The sequence below is a fragment of the Candidatus Hydrogenedens sp. genome (genome assembly GCA_035378955.1).
Taxonomy (GTDB): domain Bacteria; phylum Hydrogenedentota; class Hydrogenedentia; order Hydrogenedentales; family Hydrogenedentaceae; genus Hydrogenedens.
This window is the reverse complement of the sequence record DAOSUS010000021.1, coordinates 1-16,548: the sequence shown is the minus strand read 5'-3', so window position 1 is coordinate 16,548 and position 16,548 is coordinate 1. Positions and strand designations below refer to the sequence as shown.

Sequence of the window (16,548 nt, the reverse complement as noted above, 5' to 3'; positions counted from 1 at the left end):
AACTTTTTATCTTAATCTTAAAACAAGAAATGATAAGAAAAATATAATTGTTCTATAATATAAATTCATCAACAACCATAAGGGGATAATTATGAAATTAGTTGTCGAAGGTAGTAATTTAAAAGGCTCTGTAAAAATACCAGGTTCAAAATCGCACACAATTAGAGCGGTAGCAATTGCTTCCCTTGCTAAAGGGAAAAGCATAATACAATCTCCCCTATTTTCATCGGATACATTATCGGCTGTGAAAGCCTATCGTTGTTTAGGAGTTAATATTTCTTTTGATGAAGATAAAGACAACTGGATTGTGGAAGGGCTTGGAGGAGATTGGAAAATCCCCGATGATGTAATTGATGTAGGTAATTCCGGCACGACCATGTGTATCGCATTAGGAAGTGCTGCTCTTATTAGAGAAGGAACTATTGTTTTAACAGGTGACCATCAAATTCGAAGAAGACCTTTAGGACCATTAATAAAAGCCTTAAATGAATTGGGAGCAAATGTAATATCTACAAGAAACAACAATCTTCCACCCGTAGTCGTTCAAGGGAGAATTAACGGTGGAAAAGCATCGGTAGAAGCCATTTCAAGCCAGTATTTGACTTCTATTTTGATTAATGCTCCTTTGGCAGATAACGACACTATTCTAAATGTCCCTTTACTTTATGAAAAACCCTATGTAGAAATGACATTAGCCTAGCTTAAAGAACACGGTATATCCGTAAATTATGATACAGAATTTAAAAAAATTAAAATTTCGGGAAAACAAAAATATAAAACAGTCAATAAACAAATCCCGGGAGATTTCTCTTCAGCTACGTTTTTTCTTTGTGCAGGTGCTTTACCGAATAATGATGTTCTCTGTTTAGGTCTGGATGTTAACGATACACAGGGTGATAAACTCGTATTGGAATATCTGAAACAGATGGGGGCTAACATAGACATAAAAGATAATGGAATACATGTTAGTGCCCAGCAATTAAAAGGAGCAGAAATTGATTTGAATGCAACTCCGGACGCATTACCCATGATGGCTGTGCTGTCATGTTTCGCCTCGAATAAAACAAGATTATACAATGTTCCCCAGGCAAGACTTAAAGAGACAGACCGTATTTCTGTAATGAAAGAAGAACTATCAAAATTAGGTGCAAAAATTACTGAATTACCGGATGGATTAGAAATTGAAGAATCGCGTATGCACTCGGGATATGTTAATGGGCATGGCGACCATCGTGTAGTAATGGCTCTTGCTATTGCCGGCACCATGCTTGATGGAACAACCATTATAGATGGTTATGAAGCCGTCAATGTTACTTTTCCAACATTTCTCGAATCACTTAAATCTATTGGCGGAAATGCTCATGTAATTGAATGAATATAGTTGAATGGAATTAAAGATAAACTATAAGGAGAGTAAATTTGAAATTAGTAATTATGGGTCCTAAAGGGGCTGGAAAAACAACCATAGGAAAACTTGTCGCCGAAATTACAAACTTAACATATTTTGAAACAGACGAAATGATTGAAAATCTTTATTTTGAAAATACCGGCGAAAGAAAAACTTGCAGACAAATTTTTATTGACAAAGGGGAAAATTATTTCCGTGAATTGGAAAAAAAAGTAGCCCAGGAAGTTGCATATATGGATTGGTGCCTTATAATTACGGGCGGTTCTATAATGTTGAATCCTCCCAATCGCCGCAAAATCCGAAATAATTCCTTACTCATCTATCTCACTGCCAACAAAAAAATTTTATGGCAAAGAATTTCTGAACAAGGTATTCCCCCATGGTTATTAGATTATGACAATCCCGAACAAAAATATTATGATGAATTATCCTTACGCGAAGAAATACTCCAGCCTTTTGCAGATGTTTTAATTGACACATCCGTAGGTGACCCTCACGATATCGCTCAATTAGTCGTAAGTCGCATAGGAGAAGAACTTGCCATACACACAAGGTCTGCCAATACATTTGGAGAAATAATTCGAATAACAACATTCGGAGAAAGTCATGGGCCTGCAATTGGGGCTATCATGGATGGCGTTCGTCCAGGCATAGAAATATCTGAAGAAGATATACAAAAGGAATTGGACCGCCGTAAACCTGGTCAAAGTTCCATAACTACTCGAAGAAAAGAATCAGACAAAGTCCATATACTTTCGGGTATTTTTGAAGGAAAAACTACAGGGGCACCTATAGGATTAATTATCTATAATGAAGACCAAAAGTCCCATCACTACGATGAACTTAAAAATGTTTTTCGTCCCGGTCATGCTGACTTTACTTTTTATGTAAAATACGGCATTCGTGACCATCGAGGTGGTGGAAGGTCTTCGGGGCGTGAAACGGCATGTAGAGTTGCTTGTGGTGCTATTGCAAAAAAAATCCTTGAAAGGAAAGGTATCAAAATAATTGCCCATTCTGTTGAAATTGCAGGTAAATCGTGTTTACTCGAAGGGTCTTATGAAAATATCGAAAATAATCCCGTGCGATGTAAAGACCCAGAAGCCGCCAAAATTATGGAAGAAGAAATTTTGAAAGCAAGAAAAGATGGAGACTCTGTCGGAGGAATCATCCAACTCGAAATACATGGAATCCCTCCAGGACTTGGAGACCCTGTCTTTGCCAAATTAGACGCCCGTTTAGCAGGGGCTCTTATGAGTATTGGTGCTGTAAAAGGTATTGAATTTGGAGATGGCTTTGAATTAGCCCGTTTGAAAGGAAGTCAGTCTAATGACCCTATGGAAAACGGAACATTTTTAAGTAATCATGCAGGTGGCATTTTAGGTGGCATAAGCACAGGACAACCCATTATTGCTCGCCTTGTGGTAAAACCTACCTCTTCTATTGCAAAAACTCAAAAAACAATTGATATCCATTCTCAAAATTGCGAATTAAAAGTGCATGGACGACACGACCCTTGTATTGTCCCACGAGCTATACCTGTTATAGAAAGTATGACAGCACTAACTATCCTGGATATATGGGAAGTTCAAATACGACTAAATCCTGATTGGGCTGAAAAATGGGGCACACCTTTATAGGAATATGTCCTTCTTTTTGCTAATGCTATCTATCTTTTGTTATCATTATAAGAAAGACATGAGGAAAAGTTATGATTATATGCCCTCATTGTAATCAACAAAAAATCGGTTCAGGCAAATTACCCCCAGATGTTGTAATGATACTCCCCTGTCCTTCATGTCATGAATTCAGCATTGTATTCCGAAATAAAGCAATTCCAATCAATAGGCGCATTATCGAAAAAGGTTCCCGTAAAGAAAGAATAGAACACTTAGCCAGCATTGTGGAAATGTTCCTCGACCTTGCTATGCCGGAAATAGAACGACAGAGTGATGAAATAAATAAGAGTGAAAACCAGGAAGCATTAGAAGAAGAAAATCAAAAGAATTTATTTAAATCGAAAAGTAGTCAACAATCTTTTGTAACGAATCAATCCTCCCCTATTTCTGCAGAGGAAGTAAAATTATTTATTGAAAAAGAAATCAACTCTATTGACGACCCAGAACTCTTTAAAAAATATTTTGGAGAGAATTAATCGTTTTCAGATTTGTAATTAGCAATCTCTTCATCTAAAATCTTTACCCAATCAACTATCCTTTGCACAGTTAAATAACTTTCGTTATCTTGGTCAATAATCAAACCACAGAATTTATCCCCTAATAGAGCCTTTGAAGATTGAAAATTATAACCTTCATTTTTCCAAAAACCAATAACAATACCCCCATTTTCAATAACTACATCATAAATATTTCTCACTTCACTGGCAAACTGTTCAGGAAACATAGCACTATCACCTAAACCAAATAAAGCAATCAGTTTACCCCCAATTATCCTCTTATCTAATTTCTTTAACACTTCTTTCCAATCTTTTTGAGCCTCTCCATTTCCCCATGTAGATGTCCCCAAAATAAGCAAATCATACTGCCTAAATTCTTCAGTATCAACAGATAGAACATTTTTTATTTTTACCTCATGCTCAGAAAGTGCAGAAGATATTATCTCTGCCACATAAGCAGTATTACCTGTATTACTTCCATAAACAATTAATATTTTCAATTCTTTCACCTCTAATATAAAAACAATTCTTTGTGTAAAAAGATTTCTAAACTAATTTATTTATCAATATATATCCCTGATTTTGTAATATTTATTTCTCGTTTAAGAAGCCTCTTCAGGTCAACAGTCGGAAGTTCATCGGTGGAAGTAATAATCTCTTTTTTCCCATCGGGATATAAAATAAATGTGTCTTCAGATTTAACGCCTTTTGCAGAAGGATTCCAAGCAAAAGCAGTTCCAAATGGAATAGATTTCCCTAATTCTTTTTCTACAAGCGATGGATAGAATGTATCCAGAACAGGGAAAGTCTCATTGGGAGTTCCTTTACAGGTTCTCCCTGCATAACCTGTTGCCCCACCCTGATGATGATTATGCCACTCATTTTCGGGAAATCCCATTAATTTATAGGCTTCCATACATTTCCTAAAAACATCTCCTAAAGTTTTCCCGGGGACTGTGGCTTCTTGTATTAATGCATCTACACAACATATCCTATCAAAAGCATTTCTTGTTTCTTCAGAAATTTTGCCTACTTGTTTAAACCTTGTAAGAGAAACGACTAACCCTTCTTTTAAAAAACATCCTACAACCATTACGATATTTTTTATTTTTTTACTATCCTTATTTGACAATAATAAGGGCTCTGTCGGTAAAGGATGTCTATATTTTTTTATTCGTTCATCACTTGCAACTAACGCTACAGGGACAAGACAACCTCGTTTATGCCCTTCATATACTAATCTTGCCGATATATCTGTTTCCGTATCAAATAGTTTTATCTCTTTCAATGTGCTTACCATCGCATCACTTGCAAGTCGCCCTAATTCTTTGTATTTTTGGAGTTCTATTTTTGTTAATAATGCCTTTATTACAGACAGTTCATTGTTTACATTTTTTCCCAAACTACCATCATCAGATACCCATTTCGATACATCTTTAATCTTAAAATGTTTTTTAACAACACTCGAAGGCATTGTATCGTACCATAAAAAAGAAAGTTTCTCGCATGGAAAATTGTTAAGTTCCTCATCCATAATGCGAGGTTCTTCTATATTATTGCCCACATAATATACTTTACCATCTTTATCTACCAATAAAGAATTGGCTCCCAAATCGGAATACTTCCATATATAATTCCTTTTTCCACCTGTTGCCATTGCAAAGTTATCTACTCGTGATAATAAAATTCCTTTATATCCATACTGGTTCAAAAAAGCCTTAATAAGTGCAATACGAATTTCAAACAATTCACGGTCTTTCATATCTATCTCCTTCCTGTCAACTATAATTTAATATTGATTATAATTTATAATATGTTCATTCAAAATTAGTATCAAAAATATATTAACAAAGACTATTATGGATAACAAATTATTAAAAGATAAAAAAATATTAATAATAGAAGATGAAATAGATATTTTAAGTTCTTTAAAAATACTTTTTGAGGCTGAAGGAGCAAAAATTTTTCAATCCGAATATGCATCAATTGCTGTAAAGATAGCCGAAAAAGAAATACCCGATTTGTGTATCTTTGATGTTATGCTACCGGATGAAAGTGGTATTCAACTATATGTTGAATTTAAAAATCATCCTTATCTTAATAATATTCCGATTGTCTTTGTTACAGGTGTAAATACCTATGAGTTAGGAAACTCCTTATCTGCCGAAAAAATATCAGAGATGTATCAAGTACCTCCTCCCGAAGGTTTTATAGAAAAACCTTTCAATCCCGATGAACTTTTAGATATTGTATATAATATTTTCCATTTCTCAAAGTAAACATCTTCATTTTTTATTAGATACTATATTTAACATATCTTCTGATGAACAAAAGCGGTCTCGTATTTTGCCAAGTATTTTTCCTCTTTCTATTTCAGAACTATCAATTTTTTTCCAGTCATCATAGTTGATAAATTGTATATTTTTAGATTTCAATAATTTAATAACATCATCTCTCGACCCTTGTCTATTCCCTTCTAATTGAGGTAAGTCCTCTAATAGATTTTTAACAGTTTCCAAACTATCCGGTTTGTTATGACCTATCAACCCAATCGGTCCCCTTTTTATCCAACCCGTAACATATACCCCTGCTACAATTTTATCATCCTTTACAACTCTACCATTTTTATTGGGAATTATTCCCTTAATTTCGTCATAAGGAAGTCCAGGAAATCGGTTCCCTCTATATCCAATACATGATATAACATAATCACAATCCAACTTTTCTATTACACCTGTGCCAATCGCTCTTTGTTTATTTACAGGACCTTCAAGAATATTTTTTTCGAACATTATTTGTTCCACTTTTCCATCACCTATAATCCGTATGGGAGATCGTAGAAAAGCAAAATAAATTTGTCTATTCTTTTCTACTTTATTCATCGAAAACTTCTTAAAATACTCGAACATCCTTTGTATAGAAGGATTGCTATCTATTTCTTCCTGACTGGCTTTGTTTATCTCCAATTCAGAAGGTTCTATAATAATATCTGTATCCCCAATTTCTTCCATGGATAGAATTTCATTCTCTTTAAATTTCGCCTGCGTGGGGCCTCTTCTACCCACAATATAAACTTCTTTGAGTTTGCTTTCTTCTAAAACTTTTATAGCATGTTTTGATATATCTGTTTGGGATAGTTCACTCACAGGTCTGCATAAAATTCTTGCTACATCTAAAGCCACATTTCCCATTCCAATGATTACAGCCCGTTCTCCTTCAAGTTTTATATCTAATGAATGGTAAACAGGATGACAATTATACCACCCCACAATAGAACTGGCCGTATAACAGCCCGGTAAATCTTCACCGGGAATGCCTAATCTCTGACTGGTTTCCATACCACAAGCAAGAATAACCGCATCATAAAAATTTTGTAATTCCGTTAGTGTTATATCTACCCCTACATCAACATTTCCAAAATAGGCAAATCTATTATTACTCGCTATCATATCAAATGCTCTGGATACATTTCGTATATTCGGATTATCAGGAGCTACTCCTTTACGAACCAGACCAAATGGGTCTGGATACCTTTCATACATATCTATTTCACAGTCTGAATGAATCCGAAGGAGATGTTCCGCAGAAAAAAAACCGCTTGGTCCACTACCTATTATAGCTATCCTGTATTTTGTCTCCATTTAAAATCCTTTTTATTCCCTTATTTTTGTTATATTATAGATAGTAATTATAACTTAATTGTTATCTTGAAGGAGATATTCTATGTCTTATCGAAAAATTGACCGAAGAACATTTCTGGGAACATCTATATCTACAACTACTCTTTCCCTTGCCTCTTTTAGTCAGAATAACGAACAAAATACACCCGCAAATACAAATGAGAACTCCCTTCCCTGTGGAAATATTCGAGGATTAAAGGTAAGTAGACTACTTTTAGGCGGTAATTTATTAACTCATTTTACACACAGTCGAGACCTGAAATATGTCTATAATCTTTGTGCTCATTACAATACACCTGAAAAAATAATGGAAACAATGCAATTAGCAGAAAAACAGGGCATAAATACTCTTGTTATTCATACCGTTCCCGATATACTTAAAGTCCTTGAAGACTATCGCTTTAAAAAGGGAGGAAAAATACAATGGATTATATGCCCAACGGCATATCCCGATGCAGATTTTGATTTATATAAGGAACAGGTAAAACAACTTATAGATATGGGTCTGGATGCTCTTTATCTATGGGGAGTAACGGCAGACCGATTAGTTCGTGAGAAAAAAATCTCTGTTATGAAGAAAGCAGTAGAGTTTGGGAAGGAGAATGCCATACCTTCCGGAGTGGGTGCACATGACCTTGAAGTTATAAAAGTATGTGAAAAAGAAAAAATAGAACCCGATTTTTATATTAAAACTTTTCATCATCACAACTATCCCACAGGTCCTAAAAAGGAACAATTAGTAGAACCTTATGCGGAAATCCCCGGTTATTGGTGTAAAGACCCTGATGAAACCATTCAAGTTATGAAGGATGTTGAAATTCCATGGATAGCCTTTAAAGTAATGTCTGCAGGTGCTATACCTCCTGAAGATGCTTTTCCTTATGTCTTTAATAATGGTGCCGACCATATTTTGGCCGGCATGTTTGATTTTGAGATAGAACAGGATGCACAAATAGCAAAGAAAGCAGTGGAAAATGTGAATAGAACACGACCGTGGAGAAGTTAATCTCTTTTCAAAACAAGCCGAACCTCTGTGCCAATCTTTATTTTGAGTTGTTTTTCTGCGGAACTACAATTAACTGCAATTTCTAAACGGTTTCCACTTCCAAATAAACATACCGATTGTCCTACACTTACTTTACCATAACTTAGTGAAAAAGGAATTTTTTGAAAACTATTTTTTATCTTTGCATATATCGGCAAATTATCTTGTATCTGCTCCTTTCTTATATTTGTAATAGCATTCCCAAATCGGTCTATGTGGATTACTTCTCCATAAATATTATTATCTTTTTTGTACGCCTCCGGGATATTCAAAACTTGCCAATCATCCACAGAAGGTCCAAAATCTTCCCAGTTTCCTCCTTTTACCAATTGAATAGCAATAGGAGCCATAATATCCCTACCATGGAATGTGTTACTTATATATTGCGTAAGTGTATTAAAATATTTTACATGTCGAACTTCTGCATGTTTGGTTCTTAAAATAAAAGTGGCAAGACCATTATCAGGACATATTAAAAATTTCTGATTTTCATGGATTATGATTATTCTTCTTTCTGTTCCAACACCCGGGTCTATTACAGATATATGTACGGAAGGTATCTGCCAATAGTCCCAAATCTGTTCTAAAAATAATGCCCCCTCTATTATATTTTGTGGGCTTATTTCATGAGACAAATCTACTATGTTTATATTTGACAAGGAAGAAAAAAGAATTCCTTTTATCTCGGCAACATAAGGGTCTTTGTTCCCAAAATCCGTAAGTAATGTAATATACTTTATTTTTTCCATCTATTTAACCCCAAAAAGAATTAAACCATTTGTTTGTTATATTATAATTGTAGATTATTATATATGAAAATAGAAGGGATATCTCATGAAAGATAAAATTTTGATATATGGTGCCTACGGATACACAGGTTTGTTAATTCTTGAAGAATGTATAAAACAACAATTACCCGTTATTATTGGGGGAAGAAATGAAAATAAGTTAAAAGAAATTTCTCAAAAATATAGTTTAGAATACCGTGCTTTTACACTGGATAATATAGATGAAATAGCGATTAATTTAGACAATATTCGTGTCGTTATCCATGCCGCAGGACCTTTCCAATATACAGCCCAAAACATGGTATTAGCATGTATTAAAACAGGAACTCATTATATTGATATTACTGGAGAAATAGATGTATTCGAATGGATTGCAACCCAAGATTATGAAGCAAAAAATAAAAACATAATGCTCTTACCCGGTGGCGGTTATGATGTTGTCCCCAGTGATTGTCTCGCCTCTTATCTAAAATCCTTATTACCTGATGCAACCCATTTATCCCTTGCTTTCTACACCAGGGGCCGTCCTTCCCACGGAACCATGTTAACAGCAATTGAGAGTATGGGAAAAGGTGGACAAATAAGAAAGGATGGAATACTCCAATCTGTGCCACCCGCATATAAGAAAATGAAAATTAACTTTGGGGAAGAAACAAAATTATGTGTAACAATTCCGTGGGGTGATGTAAGCACTGCCTATTACTCTACCCAAATTCCTAATATAGAAGTGTACATGGCTATATCTAAAGGTATGAGTTTTATGTTACAAGGAATTAAGGTAACACAAAACATTATAGGAACAGAACCTGTACAAAATTTTTTAAAAAACCGTATTCCTGAAGGCGGTCCCTCCAAGGAAGAGAGAGCAAAAAGTTTTGCTTTTTTATGGGGTGAAGTTAAAAATGAAAAAGGCGTTTATAAAAGAGCAGGGATGAAAACACCAGATGGTTATGATTTAACTGCATATTCAAGTGTTCTTATCGCCAAAAAAGTATTAAATGGTAATTTTAAACCCGGTTTCCAAACACCTTCCCTCGCTTACGGTTATGACCTTGTATTAGAACTACCCAATGTCGAACGAGGGGATATTAACGATTAAATTCTATCCATTTTTTATTCCGATATAAATGGCTTTCTTCACACAAATAACAAAATAATACTATTCATAAGCATCTTTATCACAATATATCGTGCAATTTTGAGAGAGTAATAGTAATGAGGCTGGAAAATGAGTTGTAATCTCTCCTTTATTCAATAATCTTAACGCCTCTCTTTTTGACGCTCCCTTTACTATTAAGATAATCTCCTTAGAGTTTAGTATTTCTTTAAAACCAAGAGTATATCCATGAGTAGGTTTCTCTCTGGCTTTATCCAACATAGAATGAGTTAAATAATGTGATGGAACAACATGTGCATCTGGAATAATTGTATCTGCTGGAAAATTTAATCCGATATGTCCATCGGCTCCCATTCCCAAAATACACGAATCAATACCATTGTGTTGTTGTATCAAACTTTTTATGCGATTGCATTCATTTTCAGTGTTTTTCGCATCACTTTGAAATCCCATCAATTGGTTTTCGTCAAGTTTCAGCGGTTGGATAATATTTTCTTTTATATAAGTTTCGCATGTAGATGGATCATCAGGTTGTATTCCTCCCCACTCATCTAATTTTAATATTTTTATATGCTTAAATAATTCAGATTGCTCTGGAAAAAATTGATAAAGCCCAATAGGGCTCTCACCTGTTGCCACACAGATTAATGCACCTGAGTTTCTTTTAACAGACGATACTACTTGTTGAAAGGCACTTCTACATAACTCTTGGTATGTAGAATATACTTTTATGTTAACCATATTATTCTATTGTGACTCGGTCTCTTTTTCTGAATAATGTTCAAGAATTGCAGGTATTTTATCCGGTGTAACCTGTCCAAATATTTCCTTATTAATTTCAACAACAGGTGCTAAACCGCAACATCCTAAACACCGTGTCCCTTCAAGAGAAAATAATCCATCTTTTGTTGTTTCTCCAAATTGTATTCCGAGTTCTTCTTTTAACTTATCTACAACCCGTTCCGCACCTTTTACATAACAGGCTGTACCCAGGCAAACTCGAATAAGATATTTCCCTCGTGGCACAAGACGGAAAAAGTGGTAAAAGGTAGCAACTCCTGATACTTTTGCCATCGGCACTTGCAATAATTGAGCCACTGCATCCATCTGTGTTTTTCCAAGGAAACCATAATGTTCCTGAACCAATTGGAGTATCTTAATTAATTTGCTCTCGGGATTGGGTTCTTTTTTGCATTCTTCAATGAATTTAACAATTTGTACTGGAAGTGCCTTTTTCGCAAACTCTTCGACTTCCTTCCAATTATCTGTTGATTGTTGTATATTATGATGTGCGCACATTATCGTATTCCTCTCGGTAATCTTGGGTGATAGTGTGTATGTAATAATTGGTGAGCCCTTTCACTGCCCGGGGCTCCCAGAAATTCCTTATATATTTGCTGAATGGATGGATTGTGATTTGAACTTCTGATTTTCTTATCACTGTCTATCCTATACAAAGCCTGAGCCCTTTTTGCTAATAGTTCAGGGTCAAGAAAATGATAACCTTCCGGCGGATAAGGTTGTCCACCACCTCCTATACATCCACCCGGACATGCCATAATTTCTACAATATGATACTGATTTTCTCCCGATATAATTTTGTTAAGAATTGTTTTGGCATTCGTTAATCCATTAGAAACAGCAACATTAATTTTATAATTGCCAAATTTAACCTCGGTTTCTCTTAAACCTTCTACTGCACGAACATCTGTAAACTCCATCTTCTCCGGAGGTAATCCAGTAAGAACTTCACATGCCATTCGTAATGCTGCCTCCATCACACCTCCGGTTGTTCCAAAAATATCTGCCGCACCACTGGATTCGCCTAAGGGGTTGTCAAAATCGCTATCAGGTAAATCTTTTAAGTCAATTCCATAACACTTAATCATCCATATCAATTCGCGAGTAGTCAAAACAGCATCCGTATATGGAATACCATCAGGCATTTTGTGTTCATCTCTATCCGCCTCAAACTTTTTAGCAACACAAGGCATTACGGCTACCACAAAAATATCTTTCGGGTCTTTCTTCATTTTTTCCGCATAATATGTTTTTAATAGTACGGAAGTCATGCTCATAGGACTTCGGCATGTAGAAGCATAAGGAATCATTTCAGGATAAAATTTTTCAAGAAAGTTTATCCATCCTGGTGAACAACTTGTCAGAAGAGGAAGCCTTTCCTTCTTCTGTATTCTTTTCAAAAACTCAGTGGCTTCTTCAACAATGGTTAAATCGGCTCCAAAATTTGTATCAAAAATAGCATCAAAACCTAATAACCGCAATGCCGTTACCATTTTACCTGTGGCTGGTGTTCCTGGTTCCATTCCAAAACCTTCCCCTATCGCCGCACGAATGGAAGGTGCTGTCTGGATAACTACATGTTTTTTGGGGTCTGCCAATGCATTCCATACCTTCTCTGTATGAGACTGTTCTATAAATGCGGCAACAGGACATACCATAATACATTGCCCACATTGGATACATACAGATTCATCCATAGCAGAACCATGTGCAGGCATAACTTGCGTATTAAAACCTCTCCCATGCTGACTTAAATTATAAACTCCCTGAACTTCGGCACAAACACGAACACATCGTCCACATAAGATACATTTTTCTGGAACACGAACAACGGATTTACTCCTTTTATCTATCGGAAAATGCTTTCTTTCTCCTGAAAATAGCCTCTCCCTGACACCTAATGAGTAGGCTAAATTCTGAAGTTCGCAATTTCCATCTCGTTCACAGGTCTGGCAATCTTGTGGATGGTTATCCAAAATTAATTCAACAATATCTCGTCTTGCTTGACGGATTTCAGGACTATTTGTTTTTATTTCCATTCCTTCCCATACTTTTGTGCTACAGGAAGTCGTGTAAAAATCAAAACCTTTAACCTCTACAATACATACACGACACGAACCTTGTAAACTTAAATCCGGGTGATAACATAAACGAGGTATATGTATTCCGATTTTTTCAGCCGCTTCCATCACAGTTGTCCCTTCGGGAACAGATACTTCTCTATCATCAATTTTTATATTTATCATTTTTAATTCAGTTGGTTTAGGTTTATTCATATACAAATCCTTGATTTATCTTTAATTAAAGTTTTTTAACAGCCTTAAATCTGCAAACTTCAAAACATCTACCACATTTAATACATCTTGTTGTATCAATTACATGAACTTCTTTCCGTTCTCCTGTGATACATAACACAGGACAATTTTTCGCACACATTGTGCACCCAACACATTTTTCAGGGTCTATTTCATAGTGAATTAGTGAGCGACATTTCTTTGATGGACATTTTTTGTCTCTTACATGGGCTAAATATTCTTCTCTAAAATAATTTAAAGTACTTAACACAGGATTAGGTGCGGCTCTACCCAAACCGCACAAAGATGATTTCTTAACCAATTTAGCCAATCGCTCTAATTTTTCTAAATCTTCTTCTGTGCCTTTTCCTTCTGTAATTTTTGTAAGAATTTCTAATATCCGTTTTGTCCCTTCTCTACAAGGAGTGCATTTACCACAAGATTCATCCTGACAAAACTCCATATAGAATTTTGCTACATCAACCATACAGTCATCTTCGTCTAACACAATCATTCCACCACTACCCATAATAGAACCCAATTTTCCTAATGTGTCAAAATCTACAGGGGTATCAAAGTATTTTTCAGGTATACATCCTCCTGCAGGTCCACCGGTTTGTATGGCTTTGGCTTTTTTACTACCTGCAGGTCCTCCACCAATTCCATAAACGATGTTCCTCAATGTGGTACCTATTGGAACTTCCACAAATCCTGTTCTTTGTATTTTTCCTGCAAGTGCAAATACTTTTGTGCCACCACTTCGACTTGTCCCTACCTGAGCGAACCATTCCGGACTATAAACTATTATAGGCGGAACATTGGCAAAGGTTTCTACATTGTTAATTACTGTAGGCTTTCCCCATAATCCACTTTCTGTCGGATAGGGAGGTCTTACACGAGGTTGCCCTCGTTCGCCTTCTATTGAGTGAATTAAAGCCGTTTCTTCACCACATACAAAGGCTCCAGCACCTAAACGAATTTCAAGGTCAAAACTGAAATCACTACCTAATATATTTTGTCCTAATAAATTATGTTTTCTGCACTCTTCAATAGCATGGCTTATTCGTTCTACAGCCAGAGGATATTCCGCACGAATATAAAAATATCCTTTTTGTGCACCAATGGCAAAACCGCCAATTATCATTCCCTCTACAATACTAAATGGGTCTGACTCTAACATGCTGCGGTCCATAAAGGCTCCTGGGTCACCTTCATCCGCATTACAAATAATATAGCGAATAGTTTCTTTGGCTTTTCTTGCACTTGCCCACTTCATACCCGTGGGAAATCCACCTCCACCTCTACCCCTTAATTTAGATTCCGTTACTTGTTTCACTACCCATTCAGGGTCACCTTTTTCTAAAACTTCTTTTAGCGCAAGAAATCCTTTGTAATGGATATAATCATATATATTCTCTGGATTTACTACTCCAGCATTTCGAAGGGCAATCCGTGTTTGTTTATTAAAAAATGCTACATCACCGTAAAGATTGTAAAATCGCTGACTTATGGGTCTTTCTTTCGCTACTAATCTTTGAACTACTTTACCCTTCTTAAAATGATTCTCTATAATGTCTTCTACATCTTTTATTGTTTTAATTTTATAAATAACATTGTCAGGTCGAACCATTACCTGAACCGTTTGCTCCTTTTTCTCTCTTATTGTGCAAAAACCTAAACAACCAATATGAGTTAACCAGACTTCATCAGGTTTTAACCCCGAATCCGCAAGTTTCATCTCAAATTGAAATCGCAAACCTCCTTCTAACGCACCTCCACAACCCGAACCATCACACATTAAAACATGATATTTGCAGGAATCCGGTGTTTTATCCAAAAGGTTTTCCTGAACAATTTTCCCTCCAATTACATGTTCCATAAAAATTTTGTGAACCGTATCCCGCTTTACTAATTGATACTTTACGGGTAATTTGCCAGGAATAAATACACCCACTATAGGCTCACAACTACACCTGCCCGTACATCCTGTTTTTTCCAAAATAATATCTTGTTTCCCAGAAGATGCAATATGCTTTTTAAACTCTTCGTATACAATTTGGGAACCTGCTGCATGCTCACATGTTGCAGAACCTACACGAATACGAATTTTTTCTCCATACCCCAAAGAATTACGGAATTCTTCGGCTTTCTTGAAAAGTGCTTCATAATTATTGTTAATACTATTCATATAACATCTTTCTCATATAAATTGTTTTTATAGTTTACAATTCAAATATATTTATACTTTATTATATCAAAAACAAATTTGCATTTTCAACTTAACTTTATGATATATAACAAATAATATAATTTGTGAATTGATTAACGATTTAACTTTGCTCTACACGCACTATTTGAGGGTCTGTAAATATATCGCTTTCATCTTTGCTTGTGCTTGAAAATTCTGAGACAATCGCACCTTCTTCCCCTGCTTGGAACCAATGTAATGTATTGGGCGGAAGTGTATATTGGTCACCAGGATTTAATAGGACCTCGTGCCAGACAGTAAAGAAATCCTTTCTCTGTTCCGGTATTTTTGCTTTTGGATTTTCTTCTGGTTTTCCTTCTGTATATAAATATACCTTTCCCCAACGGCAACGAAAAGTTTCCATCTTTCCAGGGTTTGACCTTATTGGTGGATGTTTATGTTCTGGACATATCATTCCTGGAAGCATTATCAACTCCTTGGCGCAATATCTATCCGTATTTACATAAACAAGAATAGCCAAACCTATTTTTTCATACATACCTAAACCAAAATCTGTAATTTCTATATTGCTTTGCTCCTCTTTCGTTGTTACAATTCCACATTTATTAAGCATTTCCACTGCTCTTTTTCGGTATCTTTCTTTCTCCTCTATTTTCATTCGTTTTTTCCTTCTAATAAATTCAAAATTACAAATGTATTATATATCTTTTTGCAAAAGAAATGAACCTCGAATTACATAAATATACACAAATACAATCAATATATAAAAAGTAAATGCAAATTGTTTGTATATTTATCGGGATAAACCTGTTGTTATGCTCAATCATATTCACACCATTATATCTTATTATTTGATAATCATAGCAACCATTAATAAATAAAAAAGAAGTAGTAAAATATTGTTCCACTACTTCTTTTTTTTGTATTTATTTTGAATTTTAAAAGTTTTTCAAATCTTCATCATCTAACGGAATGACTTGCTTCGGATTGACTACCTCTCCTTTGTTGGCTGTATGTGTCGAAGGTAATG

14 protein-coding genes and 2 pseudogenes are annotated in these 16,548 nt (G+C 35.3%); 7 read left to right on the top strand and 9 right to left on the bottom strand.

The window, feature by feature from the left end; genetic code table 11:
• Positions 1–91 precede the first annotated feature (91 nt).
• From aroA to PLA12_06280, 4 genes and pseudogenes are all read left to right on the top strand, one after another.
• Positions 92–1,375, top strand: a pseudogene (gene aroA / locus PLA12_06295) (3-phosphoshikimate 1-carboxyvinyltransferase).
• Positions 1,376–1,434: 59 nt separating this feature from the next.
• Positions 1,435–1,920, top strand: a pseudogene (locus PLA12_06290) (shikimate kinase).
• A gap of 30 nt (positions 1,921–1,950) precedes the next feature.
• Complete coding sequence (gene aroC, locus PLA12_06285; protein ID HOQ32103.1) at positions 1,951–3,048, top strand: chorismate synthase; 1,098 nt, start codon at positions 1,951–1,953, stop codon at positions 3,046–3,048.
• A 71-nt stretch (positions 3,049–3,119) separates the two neighbouring features.
• On the top strand, positions 3,120–3,563 hold the full coding sequence (locus PLA12_06280) for a hypothetical protein (protein HOQ32102.1): 444 nt from the start codon (positions 3,120–3,122) through the stop codon (positions 3,561–3,563).
• Here PLA12_06280 and PLA12_06275 read toward each other — a convergent pair.
• A complete protein-coding gene (locus tag PLA12_06275) occupies positions 3,560–4,084 on the bottom strand; it encodes a flavodoxin (GenBank protein ID HOQ32101.1) in 525 nt (174 codons plus the stop codon). The two genes, PLA12_06280 and PLA12_06275, sit on opposite strands and share 4 nt — an antisense overlap.
• 56 nt (positions 4,085–4,140) lie before the next feature.
• A complete protein-coding gene (locus PLA12_06270; protein HOQ32100.1) occupies positions 4,141–5,346 on the bottom strand; it encodes a M24 family metallopeptidase in 1,206 nt (401 codons plus the stop codon).
• A 97-nt stretch (positions 5,347–5,443) separates the two neighbouring features.
• On the opposite strand from PLA12_06270, the gene PLA12_06265 reads away from it, so the two are divergent.
• Complete coding sequence (locus tag PLA12_06265; GenBank protein ID HOQ32099.1) at positions 5,444–5,863, top strand: response regulator; 420 nt, start codon at positions 5,444–5,446, stop codon at positions 5,861–5,863.
• Positions 5,864–5,869: 6 nt separating this feature from the next.
• Here the strand turns inward: PLA12_06265 and PLA12_06260 are convergent, their stop codons facing one another.
• Positions 5,870–7,225 carry an FAD-dependent oxidoreductase gene (locus PLA12_06260; protein HOQ32098.1) on the bottom strand — a complete coding sequence of 452 codons (1,356 nt, stop codon included), beginning with the start codon at positions 7,223–7,225 and terminating at the stop codon, positions 5,870–5,872.
• A gap of 82 nt (positions 7,226–7,307) precedes the next feature.
• Between PLA12_06260 and PLA12_06255 the strand changes: the two genes are divergently transcribed.
• Entirely contained in the window at positions 7,308–8,270 is a 963-nt protein-coding gene (locus PLA12_06255; GenBank protein ID HOQ32097.1) for a hypothetical protein, read from the top strand.
• Here PLA12_06255 and PLA12_06250 read toward each other — a convergent pair.
• The gene (locus PLA12_06250) at positions 8,267–9,058 is read right to left on the bottom strand and encodes an SAM-dependent chlorinase/fluorinase (protein ID HOQ32096.1); all 792 of its coding nucleotides are present in this window, start codon (positions 9,056–9,058) and stop codon (positions 8,267–8,269) included. The two genes, PLA12_06255 and PLA12_06250, sit on opposite strands and share 4 nt — an antisense overlap.
• 85 nt (positions 9,059–9,143) lie before the next feature.
• Between PLA12_06250 and PLA12_06245 the strand changes: the two genes are divergently transcribed.
• The gene (locus PLA12_06245; GenBank protein HOQ32095.1) at positions 9,144–10,196 is read left to right on the top strand and encodes a saccharopine dehydrogenase NADP-binding domain-containing protein; all 1,053 of its coding nucleotides are present in this window, start codon (positions 9,144–9,146) and stop codon (positions 10,194–10,196) included.
• 60 nt (positions 10,197–10,256) lie between these two features.
• Here PLA12_06245 and PLA12_06240 read toward each other — a convergent pair whose 3' ends face one another.
• The 5 genes from PLA12_06240 to PLA12_06220 all read right to left on the bottom strand — a co-directional run bounded on the left by PLA12_06240 (position 10,257) and on the right by PLA12_06220 (position 16,176).
• Positions 10,257–10,955 carry a 6-phosphogluconolactonase gene (locus tag PLA12_06240; protein ID HOQ32094.1) on the bottom strand — a complete coding sequence of 233 codons (699 nt, stop codon included), beginning with the start codon at positions 10,953–10,955 and terminating at the stop codon, positions 10,257–10,259.
• 6 nt (positions 10,956–10,961) lie between these two features.
• On the bottom strand, positions 10,962–11,513 hold the full coding sequence (gene nuoE / locus PLA12_06235; GenBank protein HOQ32093.1) for an NADH-quinone oxidoreductase subunit NuoE: 552 nt from the start codon (positions 11,511–11,513) through the stop codon (positions 10,962–10,964).
• Complete coding sequence (locus PLA12_06230) at positions 11,513–13,291, bottom strand: NADH-dependent [FeFe] hydrogenase, group A6 (protein ID HOQ32092.1); 1,779 nt, start codon at positions 13,289–13,291, stop codon at positions 11,513–11,515. The genes nuoE and PLA12_06230 overlap by 1 nt, the downstream gene beginning before the upstream one ends.
• 25 nt (positions 13,292–13,316) lie before the next feature.
• The gene (locus PLA12_06225) at positions 13,317–15,497 is read right to left on the bottom strand and encodes an NADH-ubiquinone oxidoreductase-F iron-sulfur binding region domain-containing protein (GenBank protein HOQ32091.1); all 2,181 of its coding nucleotides are present in this window, start codon (positions 15,495–15,497) and stop codon (positions 13,317–13,319) included.
• A 142-nt stretch (positions 15,498–15,639) separates the two neighbouring features.
• Entirely contained in the window at positions 15,640–16,176 is a 537-nt protein-coding gene (locus PLA12_06220) for a D-lyxose/D-mannose family sugar isomerase (GenBank protein HOQ32090.1), read from the bottom strand.
• Between the last annotated feature and the right edge of the window lie 372 nt (positions 16,177–16,548).